Consider the following 14260-nt stretch of genomic DNA (forward strand, 5'->3'; position numbering starts at 1 on the left):
GGTCTTTGCTGGACCGGCGGCGGGTTTTTCTTCTTGCGGTCTTGCCGTTTCTTCAGGCCGGTCGCGCGCCCAGGATGCGCGCCGCCGCCGTCACGCCCCACCAGGCCGCTTCCTCGAACACCGAATAGCCCGACAGGTCGGCGTGGGCGAACAGGATCGGGCCGTCCACGTCCCGCAGCGCGGCCAGGCCGGCGTTGGACAGGCTGCCGCAATGCGGCGTGGCCATCGCATGGCCGCGCACGGTGATTTCCAGCCGGCGCGCGCGGCGCCAGAATTCCTCGCCATAGGCGGCGACCAGGTCGGCGGCGGCTTCGTCGCGCAAGGCTTCGGGGCTGGCCTGGCTGAGCCAGCGGCGCGCGTCGGCGGGCGCCAGGCGATTCAGCGCGTGATAGGCGGTGAAGACGCTGCGCGGCGACCGCGCCACCCGCAGCAGCTGGTGCGTGGAGACCACATAACCCAGCCCCTGGCCCTGGTAGACCACGTTGTCCCAGGACAGCGGTTCGCCGGGCGCTTCCAGCGGGTAGCCGTCCATGACGAAGTTCGACACCATCCAGGCCGCGCGCGGCGAGGCGTGGACCGCCGGGTCGTAGCCATAGGCGCGGATGTCGGGCAGCAGGCGCTGCGCCACGAACAGCGGCATGGCGCAGACGGCGCGGCGCGCCTGCAGGGCGTAGGCGCCGCCGTCATCGGCGACGCAGGCGATGCGCGGGCCGGCCGGCGTTTCGCGGATGCGCGCGGCCGTGCCGGGCAGCAGCCAGCGGTCATGGCCCAGCCTGGCGCTGATCGCCGCGCGCATGCGCGCCATCAGTGCGGACAGGCCGCCCGGCCAGGTCAGCACCGCGCCTTCGGCGGCGTTGGCGGCATGGCCGTCGCGCGCGGCGAAGTAGTGCAGTCCGGCCCAGGCCGACACGGCGCCGGCGTCCGCGCCGTAGTCGTCGCGGCAGCAATAATCCAGGTACCAGCGCAGGGCCGGCGAGGTATAGCCCTCGCGTTCCAGCCATTGCCTGAAGGTGATGCCGTCCAGCGCGGTCCAGGCCGGATCGCGCGAGGACAGGGCCAGCGGGATGGCGAAGACCTTGCGGCCGTCGTTGCCGCGCCGCGTATGCAGGGCCTGCACCTGGGCCAGGAAGCGGCGGTGCTGCGCCAGATCGGCCTCGGGCAGGCCGTGCATGGGCAGCAGACTGTCTTCCCAGCGGCCGTCGCGCAGCAGCCGTTCCTGCGGCGAATGGACCAGCGCGGTTTCGTCGTAGTAGGGGGCGTCGCCGCCGGCGTCGCGCTCGATCAGGCCGAAGTCGGCCAGCATCTCGCGCACATGGGTCGATTCGCGCGAGGGCAGGGGCAGGTAGTGCGCGCCCGTCGGATAGTCCAGGCCGTCCTGCGCGCCGCCGGCGGCGTTGCCGGCGTATTCCGGCCCCGCGACCACGACGAAATCCGCATGACCCTCGCGCGCCAGTTTCCAGGCGCAGGACAGGCCGGCGACGCCGGAACCCAGGATGGCCACGCCGCAGGCGCGCGCGTCCGTGGGCTCGGGCAGCGCGGCGCCGTCGCGCAGCGCGTGGCCGGCCTGCATGCCGGGATAGCGGACCTGGGCCGGCGTCTCGACGATGCGCGCGCGCAGGTAGCCGGCGCCGCCGGCGATGGCGGCCGCGGCGGTCGCGCCCAGCAGGAACGCGCGGCGCTGCATCAGCGGATGACCTTGCGCCAGTCTTCGTCGAAGTAGCGCACGAGGGACTGTTCGTTCAGGCGGTTCGGTGGCATGGCCAGCGCGGGCATGTCGGCGGGGAAGTGGAACAGCTCGCGCAGCGTGGCCGGGTCCAGGTAGCGCGCGGGCACGGTGACTTTTTCCGGAGGCGTGTAGTCGCGGCGCTTGCCGGCCAGGATGAAGCCCCAGTCGCCGAAGGACGGCACGTAGGCATGGTAGGGCCAGGTGTGCAGGCCGGCTTCCTTGAGCGTGGCGTCCACGCTCCAGAACGAGCGTGGCGCGAAGTACGGCGAGGTGGACTGGATCACCATGTAGCCGTTCTCGGCCAGGTGGCGCGCCATCAGATGATAGACCGGCACCGAGTACAGCCGGCCCAGGCCGAAGTTGGACGGGTCGGGGAAGTCGACCACGATGTAGTCGTAGACCTCGGCATGGCTTTCCAGCCAGCGGCCGGCGTCGTCGTTGATGACGGTGACGCGCGGATCCTTGAGCGCGCCCTGGTTCAGCTTGACCAGCGGTTCGGAGCGCGAGAACAGGCCCGTCATGGCCGGGTCCAGGTCCACCAGCGTGACGTGTTCGACGTTCGGGTGCTTGAGGATCTCGCGCACCGCCAGCCCGTCGCCGCCGCCCAGCACCAGCACGTTGCGGGCCCAGGGCAGGGCCAGCAGGCCGGGATGCACCAGGGCTTCGTGGTAACGATGCTCGTCGCGCGAAGAGAATTGCAGGTTGCCGTTGATGTACAGGCGCAGGTCGTCGTGCCAGCGCGTGACCACCAGGCGCTGGTAGGGCGTGGTCTCGGCATGGACCATGTCGTCGCCGTACAGGCCTTTCTCGGCCCAGGCCGTCATGTGGCCGGAATAGACGAAGCCCAGCGTCAACAGGCCCAGCACCACGCCGCCGCGCACCGCGCGCTCGGCCGGCCGGCGCACTTCGGCGCGGAACAGCCAGGTGGTCCACAGCGCCACGCCGGCGTTCAGCATGCCGAACAGGAAGCTGGTGCGCAGCAGGCCCAGCTTGGGCGCCAGCAGCAGCGGAAAGACCAGCGACACGGCCAGCGCGCCCAGGTAGTCGAAGGTCAGCACCCGGCTGACGATTTCGCGGAACTCGGCCTTGCGCTGGTTGAACACGCGCATCACCAGCGGGATCTCCATGCCCACCATCAGGCCGATGACGAACACGCCCACGTAGAGCGCGGCGCGGAACGGCGCCGCCAGCCAGGCGAACACCAGGAACAGCACGGCGGCCGACACGCCGCCCAGCAGCGCGACCAGCAGCTCCACGTCGATGAAGCGATTCAGAACGTCTTCATCTTTTACATATTTTGACAACCACGAGCCGATGCCCATGGCGAACAGATAGCAGCCGATGACCGAGGAGAACTGCAGGATCGAATCGCCCAGCAAATAGCTGGCGAGCGCGCTGCTGATGAGCTCGTAGCCCAGGCCGCAGGAGGCGACGATGAGGACCGACAGGATGAGGACGCGATCGCGCATGGAGGATCCGACAGGAAAAATGCACTCGGAGTATATCGAAGGCGCCGTATATACTTCGCGCAATTGGGGAGGGGCAACCATGCATCCTGCAGTGACCTATCTGATCTACATCGTCTCGGCGCTCGTCATGCTGGGACTGTTCACGGCGATCTATACCGCCGTGACGCGCTACAAGGAATTCGACCTGATCCGCGAAGGCAACATCGCCGCCGCGCTGTCCTATGGCGGCGCGCTGGTGGGCTTTTCGCTCACGCTCTGCTCCAGCATCGCCGTCCATGCCAGCTTCATCATGTTCCTGGTCTGGGGCCTGGCCGCGCTGGTCGTGCAGATCGTGGTCTACGTGGCGGTGGCGCAATGCGTGCGCGGCATGAATGACGCCATCCAGGAAAACAACGTCGCCATGGGCGGGCTGATGGGCGCCGTCTCGCTGGCGGCGGGCATCGTCAACGCCGCCTGCCTGACCTGATCGGGCGCGGCACCGGAATCGCAACAGGAGGACTGGCCATGAGTCTCGGTTCATTTATCCGCAAGCAATTTATCGACATCCTGCAGTGGAACGAGGATCGCGACGGCGTGCTCGCCTGGCGCCATCCGATGCAGGATTTCGAAATCCAGTACGGCGCCAGCCTGACGGTGCGCGAGTCGCAGATGGCGGTGTTCGTCAACGAAGGCAAGGTGGCCGACGTGTTCGGCCCCGGCATGTACAAGCTGACCACGCAGACGCTGCCGATCCTGACGTACCTGAAGAACTGGGACAAGCTGTTCGAGTCGCCCTTCAAGTCCGACGTGATCTTCTTCAGCACGCGCCTGCAGCTGGGCCGGCGCTGGGGCACGGCCCAGCCGGTGACGCTGCGCGACAGCGAGTTCGGCATGGTGCGCCTGCGCGCCTTCGGCGTGTACTCGTACCAGATCGCCGATCCCGGCATCTTCTACCGCGAAATCAGCGGCACGCGCGACGTGTACACGGTTGACGACCTGGAATTGCAGCTGCGCAACATGGTGGTCGCCGCCATGACCACGGCGCTGGGCGGCTCCAAGGTGCCGTTCCTGGACATGGCCGGCAACCAGGGCCTGATGTCGCAGAGCATCAGCGAGCAGCTGGCGCCGACCTTCGAGCGCTACGGCGTCAAGCTGGACAACTTCACCGTCGAGAACGTGTCGCTGCCCGAAGAGCTGCAGAAGGCGCTGGACACGCGGATCTCCATGGGCATGGCCGGCGACCTGGCCAAGTTCACCCAGTACCAGACGGCCACGGCCATTCCGATGGCGGCGCAGAACGAAGGCGGCATCGCCGGCATCGGCGCCGGCCTGGCCGCGGGCGCGGCGCTGGGCCAGACCATGGCGCAGGGGCTGGGCGCGGCGGCGGCAGGGCCGGCCGCCCAGCCTGCCGCGCAGCCGGCGCCGGCCGCCGTCGATCCGGTGCAGAAGCTGCAGCAGCTCAAGGACCTGCTCGACAAGGGCCTGATCACCGCGGCCGACTATGACGCGGCCAAGGCCGACGTGCTCAAGAAACTCACCAGCTGATCCCAGACCGCACCAGAGCATCCTCCGAACCCATGCAGCAGGTCCTGTGCCCGCAGTGCGGCGCTCCCGTCTCGTTCACGTCCGCCGCCTCCGTCATGGCGGTTTGCGGCGCCTGCCGCAGCACGCTGCTCAAGGATGCCGCCTCGGTGCGCCGCATCGGCGAGGCGGCCGAGGTGCTGGAGGACTACTCGCCGATCTGCCTGGGCGCGGCCGGCAAGTACGAGAACAAGCGCTTCGACGTGGTCGGCCGCATCCAGATGCGCTACGACGACGGTTTCTGGAACGAGTGGTACCTCTGGTTCGAGGACGGCTCGGACGGCTGGCTGTCCGATGCGTCCGGCCAGTACGCGGTGACGCGGCGGCGGCGCGCCAAGACTGCCAGGGAGATGCCGGCCTTTGACCAGATCAAGCCGGGCTTCTTCTTCAAGCTGGACGGCCAGAACTACGTGGCCTCCGACATCCGCACCTGCGCGGCCGGCGGCACGCAGGGCGAGCTGCCCTTCGTGGCCGATGGCGGCTGGCAGGCCAAGGTGGCCGACTTCCGCAGCCTGGACGCCTTCCTGACGCTGGACTATTCCGACGGGCCCGAGCCCGAGCTGTACATCGGCCGCGCGTTCGAACTGTCCGACATGCAGGCCGCCTCGCTGCGCAACGCCGATCAGGTGCGCGAGACGGCGGGGCGCTTCCGTGGCCAGATCAAGGCGCTGGACTGCCCCAATTGCGGCGGCTCCATCAGCTTCGTGGCGGCGATGGCGACTCAGGTGGTGTGCCCGTCCTGCGGCTCGACCGTGGACTGTGCCGGCGAGAAGGCCGAGGTCATCGAGAAGGCGCGCAAGCTCAAGTCCATCAAGACCACGCTGGCGCTGGGCGAGATGGCCAGCATCGACGGCGCCGACTACAGCCTGATCGGCCTGATGAGATGCGCGGACCCGGATCCCGAGGAACCGTCGCAGTGGATCGAATACCTGATGTTCAACCCGGCCAAGGGTTTTCTGTGGCTGGTCGAGACCGATGACGGCTGGGAGCGCGTCAAGGTCTGCGATACCTGGCCCAGCCTGGTCAATGCGTCCACTGTGCGCTGGCAGTCGCGCCAGTACCGCAAGCTGCACGACTACACCTCGCGGGTGGAGCTGGCGCTGGGCGCGTTCAACTGGCGCGTCAAGGTCGGCGACAGCACCCAGATCACCGACTACCAGACGGGTAGTTTCAAGCTGACGCGCGAGCAGGGCGGGGCCGAGCTGGGCTGGTCCGCGTCCACGCCGGTGTCGGCGGCGCAACTGGCCGAATGGTTCAAGCGGCCGGAGCTGGCGAAGCTGAAGTCGTCGATCGACGGGGGCAAGTCCGGCGCCTACGCCGGCTGGGCCTGGATCGCGACCATCGTCCTGGCCTTCCTGAATTTCGACAACATCCTAGAAGGCCGGCTGCTGCCGTCGCTGATCGGGCTGGCCTTTCTGTGGCTGCCGGCCAAGCTGGCGGACAAGCTTTCCGGCAGGGGCGAATAAGACGATGGGCAAGTTCATCTACACCGTCTATGCCGTGATCGTGGTGCTGGCCACCACCGGCGCCAGCGCGCCGGGCGCGCGCTTCGGCGGCACGGGCACCAGCGGCAGCACCTGGGGCGGAAGTTCCTCCAGCACCGGCTGGTCCAGCGGGTCGCACAAGTGACGGTCCACGCCACGCCCGGCCGCCATGTGCTGGCCGATTTCCACGGCGTGGCCGCCGCCGGCCTGACCGACGCCGCCGCGCTGGAGCGCCAGCTGCTGGCGGCCGCCGAAGCCGCCGGCGCGCGCGTGCTGAGCGCGCATTTCCATCATTTCGGAGTAGGGGCGGGCGTGACCGGCGTGGTCATGCTCAGCGAGTCCCATATCAGCATCCACACCTGGCCGGAGCACGGCTACGCGGCGCTGGATGTGTTCATGTGCGGCGCGGCTCAGCCCGAACGGGCGCTGGACAGCCTGCGCGCCGCGCTGGCGCCGGCCTCGGTCCGCGTCACGGTCGTCGACCGGGGCTGACGCGCGGCGCCTTTTCCCTTGTTTGACATGCCTCAAGTCGCTACAGGGTCTAAATTGACGTTCGCTATATACCTATATATATTTCGTGACCAATAGACAACCCGATCGCTCTGGAGAGCAAGATGTCCGTCAAACGTCCGAACCTGCGCCCGACCCTGGCCGCCGCCTTTGCGCTGGCCACCCTGTGGGGCGCCAACGCCAGCGCCGGTGAGCTGGTCGTGTCCGCCGCCGCCAGCCTGACCAACGCGTTCAAGGACGTGGCCGCCGCCTATGAAAAAGAGCATGCCGGCACCAAGGTGGTCCTGAACTTCGGCGCCTCCGACGTGCTGCTGCAGCAGATCGTCAAGGGCGCGCCGGCCGACGTGTTCGCCTCGGCCGACCAGAAGGCCATGGACAAGGCGGTCGAGGAAAAGGCCGTCAAGCCCGCCTCGCGCGTGGACTTCGCCGCCAACCAGGTGGTGCTGATCGTCCCGACCGACAGCCGCGCCAACATCACCGCATTGAAGGACCTGACACGCGACGACATCAAGCGCATCGCCTACGGCAATCCGGCCTCGGTGCCGGTGGGCCGCTACACGCAGGGCGCGCTGCAGGCCGCTGGCCTGTGGGATGCCGTGCAGGCCAAGAGCGTGCTGGCGCAGAACGTGCGCCAGAGCCTGGACTATGTGTCGCGCGGCGAGGTCGACGCCGGCTTCGTGTTCGCCACCGACGCCGCCATCATGGCCGACAAGGTCAAGGTCGCCGTGCGCGTGCCGTCGCAGACGCCCGTCACCTATCCCATCGCCGTGACCGCGCGCGAAGCCGCCGCCAAGGAAGCCCAGAGCTTCGTGGCCTATGTGCTTTCGCCCGCCGGCCAGGAGATACTGTCGCGCTACGGCTTCCAGAAGCCCTGATTCCGCCTGAGCGCATGCGTCGATGAGTGATTCTGTCTGGGTGCCCCTGCTGCTTTCCTTGAAAGTGGCGGGGTGGGCCACCTTATTGGCCGCGGTGGCCGGCACCGCCGCCGCCTATGGCCTGTCGCGCTGGCGCTGGCGGGGCCGCGACCTGCTGGACGCGTTGCTGACGCTGCCGCTGGTGCTGCCGCCCACGGTGCTGGGCTACTACCTGCTGGTGCTGCTGGGCCGTCGCGGCGTGCTGGGCGAGACGCTGGCCGGCTGGGGCATCGAACTGGTGTTCACCTGGCAGGGCGCCGTCATCGCCGCCGCCGTGGTGGCGTTTCCGCTGGTGTTCAAGTCGGCCCGCGCGGCGTTCGAAAACGTCGATGCGCAGCTGGAGAACGCGGCGCGGGTGCTGGGCGTGTGCGAGGCGGGGGTGTTCTTCCGCGTGACGCTGCCGCTGGCCGCGCGCGGCATCGCCGCTGGCGTGCTGCTGGCCTTCGCGCGGGCGCTGGGCGAATTCGGCGCCACGCTGATGATCGCCGGCAACCTGCCGGGCCGCACCCAGACGCTGTCGGTCGCCATCTACGAGGCGGTGCAGGCGGGCGACGATGCCACCGCCAACCTGCTGGTGCTGGTTACGTCCGTGACTTGCGTGGTGGTCCTGCTGCTGGCGGGCCGGCTGGTGCCGGTGTCCGGCCGGCGTGATTCGGGGGCACGATGAGCGTCGCCATACAGATCCAGAAGCGCATGGTGTCCGGCGACCGGCATTTCGCGCTGGACGTGGATGTCACGTCCAAGTCCAAGCGCATCGCGCTGTTCGGCCCGTCCGGCGCGGGCAAGAGCCTGACCCTGCGGGCCGTGGCCGGCCTGCTGCGGCCGGACGCCGGCCGCATCGACATCAACGGCCGCGCCCTGTTCGATTCGGCGCAAGGCGTCTGCCTGCCGCCGCAGTCGCGCCGCGTGGCCTATCTGTTCCAGGACTATGCGCTGTTCCCGCACCTGACGGTGGCGCAGAACATCGCTTTCGGCATGCGGCGCGGCTGGCGCAATCCGCCGCGCAAGCAGGTCAGCGAGCAGGCGCGGCGCTGGGTCGACGCCTTCGAGCTGGGCGCCATCGTGGGCAGCTACCCCAGCGAAATATCGGGCGGCCAGAAGCAGCGCGTGGCGCTGGCGCGGGCGCTGATGCTGGAACCCGACATCCTGCTGCTGGATGAGCCGTTCTCGGCGCTGGACTCACAGCTGCGCGGCAAGATGCGGCAGGAATTGGACGCGCTGCAGCGCAGGCTGGACGTGCCGATGCTGCTGATCACGCACGATCCGGCCGACGTCGAGGCGCTGGCCGACGAGGTGTTCGAGCTGCGCGACGGCCGCGTGCGCCGCCGGGATGAAGACGTGGGATTGTGACGGCGACCGGATCGCCGTCTGATTGATCGACGCTGGCCCGCTGGCGCGAGACCGCCGCGGGCCGGTTCCCGGCCCGTGCGGAACGCTTCCCGGCCTGTGCGGGACCGCTTAGTCCAGCACGCCCAGGATCACGTTCGAGGCCTTGAAGATGGCCACGGCCGGCGAACCCTGTTTCAGGCCCAGTTCCTGCGCGCTTTCATTGGTGACGATGGAGGCCACCGTGGCGCCGCCATCGAGCTGGATCAGGATCTCGCTGTTCACCGCGCCGGGGCGCACGGCCGAGACGGCGCCCGGCAGCTGGTTGCGGGCAGACAGGCGCAGGCCCTTGCCGGGCACGCCCACGATCACCGAGGATGCCTTGATCAGGGCGATGGCTTCCTTGCCGTCGGCCAGGCCCAGTTCCTGGGTGCTTTCGCGGGTGATGGTGGCGGTGAGCGTCTGGCCGCCGGCGATGCGCAGGCGGATTTCGTCGTTGACCGCGCCCGGCGTGATGCCGACGACGGTGCCCATCAGCCGGTTGCGTGCGGAGGTTTTAAGCATGAAGCGCCTCATGAGGTCGATGTCGCCGCTGGCGTCCAGGCCGGCGCGCGTCAGGTTTTCCATGAACTTGCGGTGTTCGGCTTCCAGCGCGCGGAAGGTCGCGATCAGGCGGCGCGCGCGGTCGGTCAGCTGCGTGCCGCCGCCGCCCCGGCCGCCGGCCGCCCGCAGCACCAGCGGTTCGCCCGCCAGGTTGTTCATGGCGTCGATGGCGTCCCACGCGCCCTTGTAGCTCATGCCCACGGCGCGCGCGGCGGCGGTGATCGAGCCGGTGGCGTCGATCTGGGCGAGCAGGTCGATGCGGTTCTTGCCGCCCCAGGTCTGGGCGCCGGAGCGCAGCCAGATCGAGCCGTCGAGTTCCAACATGGCGGTGAGGTCCGTTCAGTTCCGATTGAAGGCTTGCAGTGTAATGGACGGCCGGCCCGGGCGGCGAGGGCGCAATGGGAATGAGAGGCGTCATTGAAACTTTGCGGGCTTCGCGGCACTATGTGCTGGCCTCGGATTCCTGGAGACTGGATCATGAAAGCCTCAACCTTGCTGGCCGCGGGCTGCCTGGCCGCGCTGCTGTCGGCCTGCGCCACCGGACCGTCGATACGCAGCGACTACGACCAGAAGGCGGATTTCTCGCGCTATCGCACCTTCGGCTACATGAGCCCGCTGGGCACGGACAAGGCTGGCTACAGCAGCCTGCTGACCGAGCGCCTGAAAGACGCCACGCGCGGCCAGATGGAAATGCGCGGCTACGTCTACAGCGCCGCCGACCCGGACCTGCTGATCAATTTCAACGGCAAGCTGCAACAGAAGACCCAGGTCACCGAGGCGCCGCCGGCCATCGGTCCTTATTACGGTTATCGCAGCGGCTTCTATGGCGGCTGGCCCGGCTATGGCTGGGGCGACACCGTCTATCAGTACACCGAGGGCACGCTGAACATCGACCTGGTCGACGCGCGCCGCAAGCAGCTGGTATGGGAAGGAGTGGCCGTGGGCGAGGTGCGCAATCCCGAGATGGCCACGTCGCAGCAGAGCGTGGAAAAGGCCGTCGCCCAGGTGTTCTCGAAGTATCCGTTCCGCGCCGGCGTGGCCGCGCCGCAGGGACCGGACAAGTCCAAGCCTTGAGGAGCCCCGCATGAGCACGGCACGCCCGTCCCGCAAGCCCCAGGCCGCCCCGGCCGACGCAGACAGCCCGCGCCGCAAGTCCAAGACCGCCCCGGCCGACGCCGACAGCCCGAGCCGCGCCGCCGCGGATTCCGGCGGCGCGCAGTCCTACGACACGGTCGCCCTGGTGCTGCAGGGCGGCGGCGCCCTGGGGGCCTACCAGGCCGGGGTGTACCAGGGCCTGCACGAGGCCGGCATCCGCCCCAACTGGGTGGCGGGCATTTCCATCGGTTCGATCAACGCCGCCATCATCGCCGGTTCCCCCGAGGATGAGCGCGTGGCGCGGCTGCGCGGTTTCTGGGAGACGATCTGCCGGCCGACCGGTTTCGCCGCCGTGCCCTGGGGCGATACGCTGGCCGGCATGTTCGAGGGCATTCCGTTCGGCTTCGGCTCGCCGGCCATGAACGGCCAGCTGTCCGCCTTCCATGCACTGGTGTCCGGTCAGCCTGGCTTCTTCAAGCCGCGCTTTCCGCCGCCCTATCTGCTGCATGGGCAGGGGGCGGCCTCCACCAGCTTCTACGATACGTCTCCGCTGGCCGACACGCTGCGCCAGTTCGTCGACTTCGACCTGCTGAACGCGGGCTCGGTGCGCGCCAGCTTTGGCGTGGTCAATGTGCGGACCGGCAACTTCGCCTATTTCGACAGCCGCAAGGACCGGCTCGGACCCGAGCACGTCATGGCTTCCGGCGCGTTGCCACCGGGCTTCCCATCCGTGGAGATCGATGGCGAGCACTACTGGGACGGGGGCGTGGTGTCCAACACGCCGCTGGCCCAGGTGGTGGGCGCAGAGAACATGCGCGACACGCTGGCTTTCCAGGTCGATCTGTGGCCGGCGCGCGGCGGTCTGCCGACCTCGCTGGAAGAAGTGGCCGAGCGGCAGAAGGACATCCAGTATTCCAGCCGGACCCGCCTGGTGACCGACCAGCTGCGCCGGGTGCTCAAGCTGCGCCACGGCCTGCAGAAGCTGCTGGCGCGCCTGCCCGAATCCGAGCGCGGCGCGGCCGACCTGGAAGAGCTGCGCCGGTTGTCGCACACGCCGGCGACCAACATCGTCAACCTGATCTACGAGTCCAAGCACCGCGAACGCTATTCCAAGGATTATGAGTTCGGCACCGAGGCCATGCGCGAGCACTGGGAGTCCGGCCTGTCGGATATCCGCCTGACCCTGGCCCGGCCGGGCGTGCTGGACCGTCCGACCGAGGACAGTTGTTTTGTCGCCCACGACATCCATCGCAATGGCAATCGCCATTGATATAGGGCAGCAGCAGGGCGGAGAAAACTTAGGACATCCAGCTGATACGAGCTCAATTTAAGGGGATTGGTCTGATCCTGGCGTAGCAAGGGGAAATCCGGCTTGCAAGCCCGTTAGTCTCTCGAACAAGTTGCATTTTTTGTTTCCGGCGCCCGGAAACCGCGGATTGCGCGGTGCCGAGTCCGGTGGAGAGCCAGCCGTGATCGTCCATGCCCAATCCGAGCCCGTTCTGTCTGTTTCCGGCGCGCCCCTGGCCGCGCCGGTCCATGCCGTCCAAGGCGTTGCGCCCGTTGATGGCCTGATGGCCGCCAGTGACAGGCTGGAAGGCTGGTGGACGTTGCGCTACGGCGGCTGGACGCTGCTCACGCCCCGAGGCGGCCGCCTCGACCTGTCCGAACTCGAGCGCGCCTGCTTCCTGTGTCTGTTGCGCAACCCGAGGCGCGAGCTGTTGCGGTCCGAGTTGGTGGCCATGCGGCAGCACACCAAGATGCGCACGCTGAATGTCGCCATCTGCCGGTTGCGCCGCAAGGTGGGCGATGCCGGCGACCAGTTGCCGCTGCATACCGTGCACGGCATCGGCTACGTCTTCCTGGGCAAGCTCCGGGAATTCGCCGAACCCTGACGGGCAAAGGGGGGGGCACGGCCCGCGCCCATGTGCGCGGGGTCACTCGCCATTCGCGGCAAGGCGTGCTCTCCGCCAGGCGTACCCCGTTTTCCGCAGCAAGACGTCCCGCCGCTGGTCTCAAGGCGTCCGCCTGCCCGGCCCCCATTCTTGCGGCGAACGCCTCTTCATATGTGTGGCGCCGCGCCAAATTTGGCGTCCGCACTCGCACAACTGCGCCAAATCCCCCTCGAAAACCCTTGGATCGCCTGATAACTGAGTTACATTATTGGGCTATTCAGGCACCCGCCCCGGCGCGGATCTTGCACTGGCCGTGGCTGCACGCGGGCGCCTGACGATCTTGCTTACTTGACGCGGCATACTACGCGGGGGTTTCGATGCGGTTTTCGCCTAAACGTGTTTCAGGTCTGGCTCTTTCGGGTGGCGCGCTGGCGCTGCTGTTGGCTGGTTGCGGCGAGCAGCCGCAGATGAACCCCGGCATGCCCCAGGTCAGCGTCATCACGGTCCAGCCTGAGCGCACGCCGATCGTGGCCGAGCTGCCTGGCCGTGTCGATGCGGTCCGCGACGCGCAGATCCGCGCGCGGGTGACCGGCATCGTCCAGAAGATCGCTTTCGAGCAGGGCGGCGATGTCCAGGAGAAGCAGCTGCTCTTCAAGATCGATCCGGCGCCATACAAGGCCGCCTACGATCAGGCCACCGCCCAGCTCAAGCAGGCGCAGGCCAATCTGTTCAGCGCCAAGGTGCTGGCCGATCGCTACGCGCCGCTGGTCAAGGCCAACGCGGTCAGCAAGCAGGAATACGACAACGCCGTGGCGTCGTACCGCCAGGCCGACGCCGCCGTGGCCGCCGCCAAGGCGGCGCAGGACAACGCCTCGATCAACCTCGGCTATACCGACGTGACCTCGCCCATCACCGGGCGCATCGGCAAGCCGCTGGTCACCGAGGGCGCGCTGGTCGAGGGCACCTCGGCCACGCAGATGGCCACGGTGCAGCAGCTCGACCCCATCTATATCGACTTCAACCAGTCCACCACGGATCTGGCGGCGCTGCGCCGCGCCTTCGCCAGCGGCAAGCTGCAGCAGGTCGGCAAGGACGCCGCCCGCGCCACGGTGGTGCTGGAAGACGGTTCCGAGTACCCGCACCCGGGCAAGCTGCTGTTCACCGGCATCACGGTCGACCCGACCACCGGCCAGGTCAACCTGCGCGCCGAAGTGCCGAACCCGGACAACGTGCTGTTGCCGGGCATGTATGTGCGCGTTAGGCTGGAGCAGGGCGTGGACGACAAGGCGCTGCTGGTGCCGCAGCAGGCGCTGCAGCGCACGCCCGACGGCGCCCAGAGCCTGATGCTGGTCAACAAGGAAAACAAGGTCGAGCAGGTGCCGGTGACCACCGGCGGCGCCATCAAGACCAACTGGATCGTCACCAGCGGCCTGAAGGCCGGCGACACGGTGGTAGTCGAGGGTTTCCAGAAGATCCGCCCCGGCGCGCCGGTGCAAGCCAGCCCGTGGAAGGCCGGCGGCCAGCCGGGCGCCGCGCCCGCCGGCCAGCCCGCTGCGCAGCAGCCGGCCAAGCCGGCCGACGGCGCGCCCGCCAAGCAGGAGCCTGCCAAGCAAGACCCGGCCGCAGGCCAGAAGTCCTAAGCGGCTCGCGGCGCCTACCAGGCGCCGCGTTCCCCTTCAGT

At 68.4% G+C, this 14260-nt stretch carries 15 protein-coding genes; 12 read left to right on the forward strand and 3 right to left on the reverse strand.

The genetic code is table 11. The features are described 5' to 3' along the window. Positions 1 to 52 precede the first annotated feature (52 nt). The gene (locus AC6LJ9_RS09150; protein WP_498147318.1) at positions 53 to 1684 is read right to left on the reverse strand and encodes an FAD-dependent oxidoreductase; all 1632 of its coding nucleotides are present in this window, start codon (positions 1682 to 1684) and stop codon (positions 53 to 55) included. Beyond that, on the reverse strand, positions 1684 to 3195 hold the full coding sequence (locus tag AC6LJ9_RS09155; protein WP_498147319.1) for a polyamine aminopropyltransferase: 1512 nt from the start codon (positions 3193 to 3195) through the stop codon (positions 1684 to 1686). The genes AC6LJ9_RS09150 and AC6LJ9_RS09155 overlap by 1 nt, the downstream gene beginning before the upstream one ends. Before the next feature lie 79 nt (positions 3196 to 3274). On the opposite strand from AC6LJ9_RS09155, the gene AC6LJ9_RS09160 reads away from it, so the two are divergent. From AC6LJ9_RS09160 to AC6LJ9_RS09195, 8 genes are all read left to right on the forward strand, one after another. Then, positions 3275 to 3661, forward strand: a complete 387-nt coding sequence (locus AC6LJ9_RS09160) for a DUF350 domain-containing protein (protein ID WP_498147320.1) — start codon at positions 3275 to 3277, stop codon at positions 3659 to 3661. A gap of 38 nt (positions 3662 to 3699) precedes the next feature. After that, positions 3700 to 4719 (forward strand): SPFH domain-containing protein, encoded by a 1020-nt coding sequence (locus AC6LJ9_RS09165; RefSeq protein ID WP_498147321.1) that lies wholly within the window; start codon positions 3700 to 3702, stop codon positions 4717 to 4719. Positions 4720 to 4751: 32 nt separating this feature from the next. After that, entirely contained in the window at positions 4752 to 6221 is a 1470-nt protein-coding gene (locus AC6LJ9_RS09170; RefSeq protein ID WP_498147322.1) for a DUF4178 domain-containing protein, read from the forward strand. A 4-nt stretch (positions 6222 to 6225) separates the two neighbouring features. Continuing rightward, positions 6226 to 6384 (forward strand): hypothetical protein, encoded by a 159-nt coding sequence (locus AC6LJ9_RS09175; protein ID WP_212321653.1) that lies wholly within the window; start codon positions 6226 to 6228, stop codon positions 6382 to 6384. Then, positions 6381 to 6731, forward strand: a complete 351-nt coding sequence (speD, locus tag AC6LJ9_RS09180; RefSeq protein ID WP_498147323.1) for an adenosylmethionine decarboxylase — start codon at positions 6381 to 6383, stop codon at positions 6729 to 6731. The genes AC6LJ9_RS09175 and speD overlap by 4 nt, the downstream gene beginning before the upstream one ends. A gap of 122 nt (positions 6732 to 6853) precedes the next feature. Continuing rightward, positions 6854 to 7624: a molybdate ABC transporter substrate-binding protein gene (gene modA / locus AC6LJ9_RS09185; protein ID WP_212321656.1), complete on the forward strand. Its 771-nt coding sequence runs from the start codon at positions 6854 to 6856 to the stop codon at positions 7622 to 7624. Between the two features lie 22 nt (positions 7625 to 7646). Next, positions 7647 to 8330: a molybdate ABC transporter permease subunit gene (gene modB / locus AC6LJ9_RS09190; protein WP_212321659.1), complete on the forward strand. Its 684-nt coding sequence runs from the start codon at positions 7647 to 7649 to the stop codon at positions 8328 to 8330. Further along, entirely contained in the window at positions 8327 to 9013 is a 687-nt protein-coding gene (locus AC6LJ9_RS09195; RefSeq protein WP_212321660.1) for an ATP-binding cassette domain-containing protein, read from the forward strand. The genes modB and AC6LJ9_RS09195 overlap by 4 nt, the downstream gene beginning before the upstream one ends. A gap of 108 nt (positions 9014 to 9121) precedes the next feature. On the opposite strand, the gene AC6LJ9_RS09200 is transcribed toward AC6LJ9_RS09195, so the two are convergent. Then, a complete protein-coding gene (locus AC6LJ9_RS09200) occupies positions 9122 to 9916 on the reverse strand; it encodes a TOBE domain-containing protein (protein ID WP_498147324.1) in 795 nt (264 codons plus the stop codon). Between the two features lie 153 nt (positions 9917 to 10069). On the opposite strand from AC6LJ9_RS09200, the gene AC6LJ9_RS09205 reads away from it, so the two are divergent. The 4 genes from AC6LJ9_RS09205 to AC6LJ9_RS09220 all read left to right on the forward strand — a co-directional run bounded on the left by AC6LJ9_RS09205 (position 10070) and on the right by AC6LJ9_RS09220 (position 14219). After that, positions 10070 to 10666 (forward strand): DUF4136 domain-containing protein, encoded by a 597-nt coding sequence (locus AC6LJ9_RS09205; RefSeq protein ID WP_212322666.1) that lies wholly within the window; start codon positions 10070 to 10072, stop codon positions 10664 to 10666. A gap of 10 nt (positions 10667 to 10676) precedes the next feature. Continuing rightward, positions 10677 to 11957: a patatin-like phospholipase family protein gene (locus AC6LJ9_RS09210; RefSeq protein ID WP_498147325.1), complete on the forward strand. Its 1281-nt coding sequence runs from the start codon at positions 10677 to 10679 to the stop codon at positions 11955 to 11957. A 301-nt stretch (positions 11958 to 12258) separates the two neighbouring features. Continuing rightward, positions 12259 to 12579 carry a helix-turn-helix domain-containing protein gene (locus AC6LJ9_RS09215; protein WP_212320771.1) on the forward strand — a complete coding sequence of 107 codons (321 nt, stop codon included), beginning with the start codon at positions 12259 to 12261 and terminating at the stop codon, positions 12577 to 12579. Between the two features lie 377 nt (positions 12580 to 12956). Further along, positions 12957 to 14219, forward strand: coding sequence for an efflux RND transporter periplasmic adaptor subunit (locus AC6LJ9_RS09220; protein ID WP_498147326.1), 1263 nt, complete (start codon positions 12957 to 12959; stop codon positions 14217 to 14219). Positions 14220 to 14260: the final 41 nt, after the last annotated feature.

The sequence above is a fragment of the Achromobacter sp. 1011811831 genome, from assembly GCF_059760905.1.